Raw genomic sequence first — 7809 nt, 5'->3', positions numbered from 1 at the left:
GCGCCGAGGCTGCCCGGCCCGACGATGCGCAGCAGATGCGGGCGCGCCGCCGCGAGCGCGTGGCGCAGATCGGCGCGGTCCTCGTCGTTCTTCACCTCGCCCAGAATAATGGCCGCGCGGGTGCCCATGCCGCCGAGCCGGTGCACGAGCGCGGGCCACGTGGACGGCCGCGTGCAGATCAGCGCGACGGTGGGCGCTTCGGGCAGATCGCCCGCGTCGGCGACCACGGGACGGCCGTCGAACTGCGCGAATTCGCCCGCGTGACGCGGATTCACCGCGAACAGCGGGCCGTCGAAGCCGCCTTCGATCAGCCGCTGCCACACCATGTTGCCGATGCTGCCGGCCCGCTGCGAAGCGCCGATCACGGCCACCGATTTCGGCTGGAACACCGCGTCGAGATTGCGTACGGTCACTGCTCCTCCTGTTGTGCGACGGCGCGCGCCGCGTGCGCGGGCGGCCGGAAATCCCTACCGATCGACACGAATGAGAATAGGCGAATCGGCCTCGCGCTGCGCGCATTTCGCCCGTCGCGCTTGCGGTCGCGCGGTGGTGTCACGGCGTCGCAGCGCGCTGGAGACGGCGCGGCGCGCATCGAATCCCGATTCGCGCACGTCGACATGCCTCCCGGCGTGCATCCGTCATGCATCGTGTCGTGGTCCGGAAGAAAAATGACACGTCATTGTCTGGCAGTCATTTCGGCGTAAAATGCCCCACGCCGCCGTGAAGTACCGGCGTAGCACCTTTACGCCCGCGATGCACGTCGATCTATTCACCCTCTATCTCCTCGCGATCGGAACACTTTTCGCCAGCGCCGGCATGACGCTCTGGGAGCATCGCACGCACCCCGGGCGCAGCAAGGAACTGAAAATCCTCGCCGCCGGCTATGCCACGCTCGGTATCGGCGTCGGCGCCGCGATCTGGCGCAGCGCGCTGCCCGGCGCCTGGGGCGCGGCGCTGAGCAATCTGGTCATTGTTACCGGTTATCTGCTGATCGCGCACGGCCTCGCCGTCATGAACGGCCGCCAGAACCGCGCGTTGTCGGCCGCAATTCTCGTGGTGCTCGCCATCGCCTGGATCATTGCGGGCGCACGCGGCGAGTCCGTCATGTGGCTCTATCTCACGGCCATTCCGATCTCGCTCGCCTCCGCGATGGCAATGCGCGAGCTGCTGCGCAATCACGTGCTCAAGTGGTCGCAGGCGCATCGCATCGCCGTGATCGCCACGGGCGTCCATACCTTCGTGTATGCGTTTCGGGCCGCCGTGCTGCCGTGGCTCGCGACGCGCTACGGCCAGGCGCTGCTGCCGGTCGTCAGCAAGGTGACGATGTATGAGGGCGTGCTGTATTCAGTCGTGCTGCCGATGACCTTGCTGCGGCTCGTGCGCGACGAAACGCACGGGCAGCTTTTGCAGGAATCCCAAACGGATTATCTGACCCGGCTCGGCAACCGCCGCTGGTTCTTCGAGGAAGGCGCGCGCGTGCTGAGCCGCGCCGGCACGCGCGAGCGCGTCGCGCTGCTGGCGTTCGACCTCGACCAGTTCAAGGCGATCAACGACCGTTACGGCCATCAGACCGGCGACGACGTGCTCAAGACCTTCGCGAGCATCGCGCGCGCGGCGCTCGGCGACGACACGCTGCTCGCGCGTATCGGCGGCGAGGAGTTCGCCGCGCTGATCGCGGGGCGCGATGGCGACCAGGTGCAGGCGCTCGGCGAAACCATCGCAGCCCGCTTCGCCCAGAGCGCCGCGCAGCCCGCCGACGGCACGGGCATCCGCACCACCGTCAGCATCGGTCTCGCGCTCACGCACGGCGCGCAGGCGCACGCCGAAGCGGCCGCGCTCACCGACCTGCTCGCCGCCGCCGATTCGGCGCTGTATCGCGCCAAATCGCTGGGCGGCAACCGGCTCGAACTCGCGCAGGGGCTCGAACGCTCGTCGCGGGTGTGAACGCCGGATACGCAGCGCGCTTCCGGAAATCCGGAAAGAAAACGCACATGAAAAAAGGCCGCTCGAAAGCGGCCTTTTTCTTTGCTGGCGGCGGACTGGCGAATCGCCCGGCCCGCGCGCTGTCGGACGAAAAAATAGTCGTCATGGAAATGCGCGCTAAGTCATTGATTTTATTAGACCTCAAAAAAGCATGGTTGACCCATAGTTTTCATTTTTTGAGAATCTTCGACGCGCCTCGCGAAATCCGTCGATAGCATAGTTTTCATGTTTCTCGATTGCCACCCGCTATACCCTCAGGAAACTCGGGCCAAACAAGGCCGTCTACCTTCGCTGAGCGAAAATGTGATTCCGCATCGCGATTAGGCTGCCACGACCGACGTAAAGCTGCGATTCGCTCGCCCCGCGACTTAGCATGCATAGACATGTACGCCCCTCACGCACCATAGGTTGGTGCACGATTTGGTTGACCCGACGCACCATCCGTGAAAGCCCGCACATGGCGGCGGCTCCCCAGAATGATGCACCAACGCAGCTGAGCGAGAAGACCGCTGGCTGCTAATCATCTGGTTGTCGATCCTCGACAACCATCCCCGTATAAGTCCTTTATCGTGACGGCGAATCGATTCGATTTTCCCTAACCGATCCTCGCCGCTTCTTTTTTCTGCAAATCAGAATGGACGACTAGATTCGCGAAGTCAACAACTTTTAAAGAAAATTCTTCGAAAACCCCGGAGAAGCCCTACCAACAAGGGTTTCAGCCATACCGCAAATACTCGTATACCAATAATCATTAAAATCGCAACTGCTATAGCGCAAAATAAGAAATGCGCAAATCTAATAGTGCACACGGCAATGATCAACACTTTCAGTTCTAAGTCACGCCGGGCACTCTAAGCAGCAACCGCGGATGGAGCGCGTGTAGTAGCTTCACTCCCTTTGATAGCGTCATCCAACAACATCCATTCGTCATCCGAAGCTTTCCACAATCCGCGTGGCAGCATAACTGCATGGCCCCTTAGCGCGACAGGCACATATCGAGCATCGCTCTCAATCACAATGATATGCAGAGGTTTACTCACGATTTTATTGGCCTTATAAGCTATAAATTTATATTTTTCGATTATTTCGAAACTTTTCACATCAATTAATTTGCCATACTAGATAACTAACCAACGCCTCGATCATGGGTCGCTTATCGGAGCTATAGAAGACGCGTTCACTCACTGCTTTTCCTGATTTCCTTCGCTTGACGGCGAATACAGCTCTCAATGTCGTTCGAGCTGAGAAGCGGCTCTAAATGCTGCTCCAAGTTGTCGTCCTGCGCACCTCTAACTTCCACAGCGGTATTGTGCGGGTTCGAATCATCGGGAGACGAAAAGCGGAAGTGTGGTTGTGCAACGCTCTTGCCAGTCCCCTTGGAGCGCGCGCCTCGGACGAGGGTCGCGCCACGGGCACCACAGCAACTACACTCAATGTCGACGGCCGCTTTTTCGCGAAGCGCCCCAGACATCAGGACCCAATTCGGATCCGCGTTCACGTCGTAAAAATTGAGCCCGAGCCATTGCTCAACATCGAGCTCTCGCCGCGCCGCGTTTGAATAGGCCGTGATGGGCACACACATCTCCTAGTTTTCGCTACGAATGTTCGGCACTGCCAGAGACCGGACTCGGGCAGGCGGTCCCATTCTAGGTTACCTAGACGAATTCGACCCTGTTTGGACTAGCTGTACACGCGGAAGGGGCGGACAACTCACAAGAGAAGTGAGTACACACTTACTTTTCAGGCGGAAGGGAGAATCCGTAACTGTGGGCGCTAGAGTGCTCCACTGAATCCACAAGGAGGCGCTGTACGGGTTTGTGGCGTCCGCTTGACCCAAGAGTCGGGCAAGCTCGCAGGAGGCCGTTGGTGCACCCAGCGAAGAGCGGATGCGGGGAAAAGGTCGGCGCCAGCGTGGAGTAGCGGCAAACCGTCGAGCGAACGCCGAACGTATGCCATTGATTTTTATACAAAAAAGCCCAGAACTCGCAGCTTGGCGTGATCTGGGCCCAAATGACAACTATTTTTTAAACATGAGAACTATTTTTTAATCATGAAGACTATTTTTTAATCCGACACGCGCCGCGTGTTACATCGACTTGCGGAACGGCGCGCCCGAATGCTCGCGCAGCTCGTTGAATACGATCTTCGGCCACGCCTTCTGCGCGACTTCGATTTCCGACACGTGCGAGGCCAGATAGGTCGGCGCGTTCGACGCGTCGTAGGCCATGCGGGCTTCGTACGAATCGGTGAAACGGCGCAGCTCGGCGGGATCGTCACACGTGACCCAGCGCGAGAGGCGATAGCGCGCGGGCAGCAGGCGCACGGCCACCTTGTACTCGGCCGACAGACGGTGCGAAACCACTTCGAACTGCAGCTGGCCGACCGCACCCAGAATCGTCGCGCCGCCGTGGATCGGGCGGAACACCTGGATCGCGCCCTCTTCGCCGAGCTGCTTGAGCGCTTCGCCCAGCTGCTTCGCGCGCATCGGATCGACGACTTCGACGGTCTGGAAAATTTCCGGCGCGAAGAACGGCAGACCCGTGAATTGCAGGTCTTCGCCTTCGGTCAGCGTGTCGCCGAGACTCAGCGTGCCATGATTAGGAATACCGATGATGTCGCCAGGGTACGCCTCGGCCACGGTTTCGCGGCGCTGCGAGAGGAAGCTCACGACGTTGTTGGCGCGGAAGGTCTTGTTGTTGCGCGTGACCTTCAGCTGCATGCCGCGCTCGAAATGGCCCGAGCACACGCGGATGAACGCCACGCGGTCGCGGTGCGCGAGGTCCATGTTGGCCTGCACCTTGAACACGACGCCCGTGAACTTCGCTTCCTCCGGCGAAACCGCGCGCTGCACGGCCATGCGCGGCGACGGCGGCGGCGCGAGATCGACGAGCGCGTCGAGAATTTCCTTCACGCCGAAGTTGTTGATCGCCGAGCCGAACAGCACCGGCGACTGCTCGCCGGCCAGGAACGCGTCGCGGTCGAACGTGGGCGTGGCGCCCGTGATCAGCTCGACCTCTTCCTTGGTGCGCTTCCAGTGATAGCCGAAGCGCGCTTCGCCATCGGCGTCGCTGATGTTCTGCAGCGTTTCCACCGCGCCGCCGAGCGACTCCTGACCCGCGCGGAACACGCGCACCTGATCGCGCTGGATGTCGTAGACGCCCTGGAATTCCTTGCCCATGCCGATCGGCCAGGTGAACGGCACCGCCGCCACGCCGAGATGCTGCTCGATTTCGTCGAGCAGATCGAGCGGCTCGCGCACTTCGCGGTCGAGCTTGTTGATGAACGTGAGAATCGGCGTCTTGCGGCTGCGGCAGACTTCGAGCAGCTTGAGCGTCTGCGCTTCCACGCCGTTCGCGCCGTCGATCACCATCACGGCCGCGTCGACGGCCGTCAGCACGCGGTACGTGTCTTCCGAAAAGTCCTCGTGGCCCGGCGTGTCGAGCAGGTTGATGACGGCGTCGCCGTACTCGAACTGCATGACCGAGCTGGCGACCGAAATGCCGCGCTGCTTTTCGATCTCCATCCAGTCGGAGGTCGCGAAGCGGCCGCTTTTCTTGCCCTTCACGGTACCGGCGATCTGAATCGCGCCCGAGAACAGCAGCAGCTTTTCGGTGAGCGTGGTCTTGCCCGCGTCCGGGTGAGAAATAACCGCGAACGTGCGGCGGCGTCTGAGTTCAGCAACTGACATGGATGGAGCAGGTATACGGATGAATTCGGGCAACCGGCCGCACGGCGGGGGTTACGGGGACGGCCTGAGCGGCGAATAGCACGAGCGGTCGGAAAAACCGGGGCCGGCGTGCGCGCAGAAAGGCGCCAGGGGACGAATGATACACGTCATTACAGCCCCCGACTAAAAGTTCGACGCAGCTCGCGGCGACGACGCGGCGGCGCAATCCGGCACGGATTCGCAACCGGCAGCGGCGGCGCATCGCCGGGCGTGCGCAGGTGAGCTTTTACGGGAGATGCGTGGACACGGTTGCAGCGCTCACGAACCGCGCACTCGAGCCGCACGCGAGGTGCAGGCGCGGTGCAGGCGCGGTGCAGGCGAGGCGCAAGCGAGCCGCGAGCGACGCTCACGAAGCACGCAGCGGCGCGCCCGCGCAAGGCGACGCAAAGCGTGTGAGATCGACGGGATGGCGCCGCAGGATGCGCGCGGCGTGCCCGCGATGAATCGACGGTGAGCCTTTACGGGAAGCACGATAGCGGCTTCCCGCGCCCGCTCATTCCTTGATCAGGAAACGATCGCGGTTCTTCAGACCGGACAGCCAACCCGGCGCGCGGCCGCGGCCACTCCAGGTTTCACCGGTCTTGGGATTCTGATAACGGGCCGGCAGCGGCTTCTTGCGCGGCGCGGGTGCGCGCTTCGCGCTAAAACCCAGTTCTTCGGCCGTAATGTCGTACTCGGCGATCTTTTCCTTGATCTCGGCGATGGCCAGCTCGATTTCCTTTTCGCGAGCCGCCGCAACTTCCTTATGAAGTTTTTCGAGTTGCGCGGTCAATTGCTTGTAGCTCGGCATAAAAAATAATCTCCGGTTCGGTCAGACACGGCCATTGTGACCGTTCTGGCGCCAAAGAGTGCCGGTTATCGCGCATTTTTCTCGTACTTCACCGAGTTTCATTGCGATTTATTACATAAACGCCCCAAAAACAGGCAAAGACTAACGCACCGATTCGTGTGATGAACAGCCCTTGGCGCGGCGCTCCAGAGCGCACAGGGCGTCGGAAAGGCGCTTCACGCGCTGTATTTGCGAAGGCACCAGAGTCGCCACCTGCACCGAATCAAGACGGCCGCGCCAATAAGAAAGTGGAATGCGGTCCTGACCTGAAAGCCTTGCAATCACATGTTCGAGATGTTCTAAATCCTTTTCAAGTTGGTGGTGATTCATTACTGCCCCCGGCATGAACTGTCTTTATGGAAGACGTCGATTCAAAACGCGTCCGCGCATTCGATGATTTACTGCCCGATTTCGATTAATATTCCTCACCGCCTTAAATGTCGTGCTGCCTCGCCGCTATCTGCCCAGGATAGCGAACATTCAAATCGCATCGCTTCTCAAGAATAAAGTCGGCGCGCCCGCCAATCCGTTGCCTACCGCACGGAATCGCATGGACAGGGCGCTCACGATGATGACCGTTCGGTCAGCTTTACGGACCGAAGATTAACGGCGGCTATTCAATCTGTATATTCCTCAATTGTGGAAGAAATATGCATTGCGCATTTTCCACGACAGGCGGGCCGCGGCGGGTATCAAAATGAGAACGGCGTGAAATCGAACGACTTGCAATACGACCGGCTGCTGAACGTTATTTACGAAACCATCGAGCACCCTTCCGCCTGGAAGGATTTTTGCGCGGAATTAAGGAAATCGACGGGAGCCGCTTCGGTGCATCTTTGCGCATTCGAGCGGCAGCGCGAATTGTTTTCCTGGGCCGACGGTTTCAGTCTGCTCGAAACGGAGCCGCTGGAACGCATCGGCCCGCTCTATCGCGACGATCCGCGGCTCGGGTGGCTGCGCAGCGCGGCGCCCGGAGAATGGCAGCACTGCGGCCCGCAATCGCCGCTGCAGGACGCGGCAGACAATGTAAGGAACGAACAGGACGGCGCGCGGCATCCGGTGCTGGAGCCATGCCTGCTCGCGGCGGGTCCGCGCTGCGTTTCGCTGTGCAAGCTGATCGACGGCGGCGCGCTCACGGCGATGCTCGCCCTGCGCAGCGAAGCCGACAGCGGCCCGTTGTCCGATGAGGCCCGCGCGCTGCTGGAGCGCATCACGCCGCATCTGATGCGCGCGGTGCGCGTGACGGCGCGCCGCCACGTGCCGGACGCCG

At 61.1% G+C, this 7809-nt stretch carries 8 protein-coding genes; 3 read left to right on the top strand and 5 right to left on the bottom strand.

The features are described from left to right. On the bottom strand, positions 1-413 hold a 413-nt coding region (locus G3N97_RS34175), incomplete at its 3' end, for a CoA-binding protein (RefSeq protein WP_205997289.1). A 340-nt stretch (positions 414-753) separates the two neighbouring features. Here G3N97_RS34175 and G3N97_RS34170 point away from each other — a divergent pair. Further along, positions 754-1944 carry a GGDEF domain-containing protein gene (locus G3N97_RS34170; protein ID WP_205997290.1) on the top strand — a complete coding sequence of 397 codons (1191 nt, stop codon included), beginning with the start codon at positions 754-756 and terminating at the stop codon, positions 1942-1944. Between the two features lie 47 nt (positions 1945-1991). Next, positions 1992-2198 (top strand): hypothetical protein, encoded by a 207-nt coding sequence (locus G3N97_RS34165; RefSeq protein WP_205997288.1) that lies wholly within the window; start codon positions 1992-1994, stop codon positions 2196-2198. A 962-nt stretch (positions 2199-3160) separates the two neighbouring features. Here the strand turns inward: G3N97_RS34165 and G3N97_RS34160 are convergent. The 4 genes from G3N97_RS34160 to G3N97_RS34145 all read right to left on the bottom strand — a co-directional run bounded on the left by G3N97_RS34160 (position 3161) and on the right by G3N97_RS34145 (position 6869). Next, on the bottom strand, positions 3161-3559 hold the full coding sequence (locus G3N97_RS34160) for a hypothetical protein (protein ID WP_205997287.1): 399 nt from the start codon (positions 3557-3559) through the stop codon (positions 3161-3163). A 510-nt stretch (positions 3560-4069) separates the two neighbouring features. Continuing rightward, complete coding sequence (locus tag G3N97_RS34155; RefSeq protein ID WP_065065676.1) at positions 4070-5671, bottom strand: peptide chain release factor 3; 1602 nt, start codon at positions 5669-5671, stop codon at positions 4070-4072. A 532-nt stretch (positions 5672-6203) separates the two neighbouring features. Beyond that, positions 6204-6500, bottom strand: coding sequence for an H-NS histone family protein (locus G3N97_RS34150; RefSeq protein WP_205997286.1), 297 nt, complete (start codon positions 6498-6500; stop codon positions 6204-6206). Positions 6501-6641: 141 nt separating this feature from the next. Continuing rightward, positions 6642-6869: a hypothetical protein gene (locus G3N97_RS34145; protein WP_205997285.1), complete on the bottom strand. Its 228-nt coding sequence runs from the start codon at positions 6867-6869 to the stop codon at positions 6642-6644. Positions 6870-7247: 378 nt separating this feature from the next. Between G3N97_RS34145 and G3N97_RS34140 the strand changes: the two genes are divergently transcribed. Then, a partial coding sequence (locus G3N97_RS34140; RefSeq protein ID WP_205997284.1) for a hypothetical protein occupies positions 7248-7809 on the top strand: 562 nt, incomplete at its 3' end.

The organism is Paraburkholderia sp. Ac-20347 (assembly GCF_017104805.1).
In the GTDB taxonomy this organism is placed as follows: domain Bacteria; phylum Pseudomonadota; class Gammaproteobacteria; order Burkholderiales; family Burkholderiaceae; genus Paraburkholderia; species Paraburkholderia tropica.
Note: the sequence above shows the minus strand (reverse complement) of the source record. Positions and strands in the feature narration are given on the sequence as shown.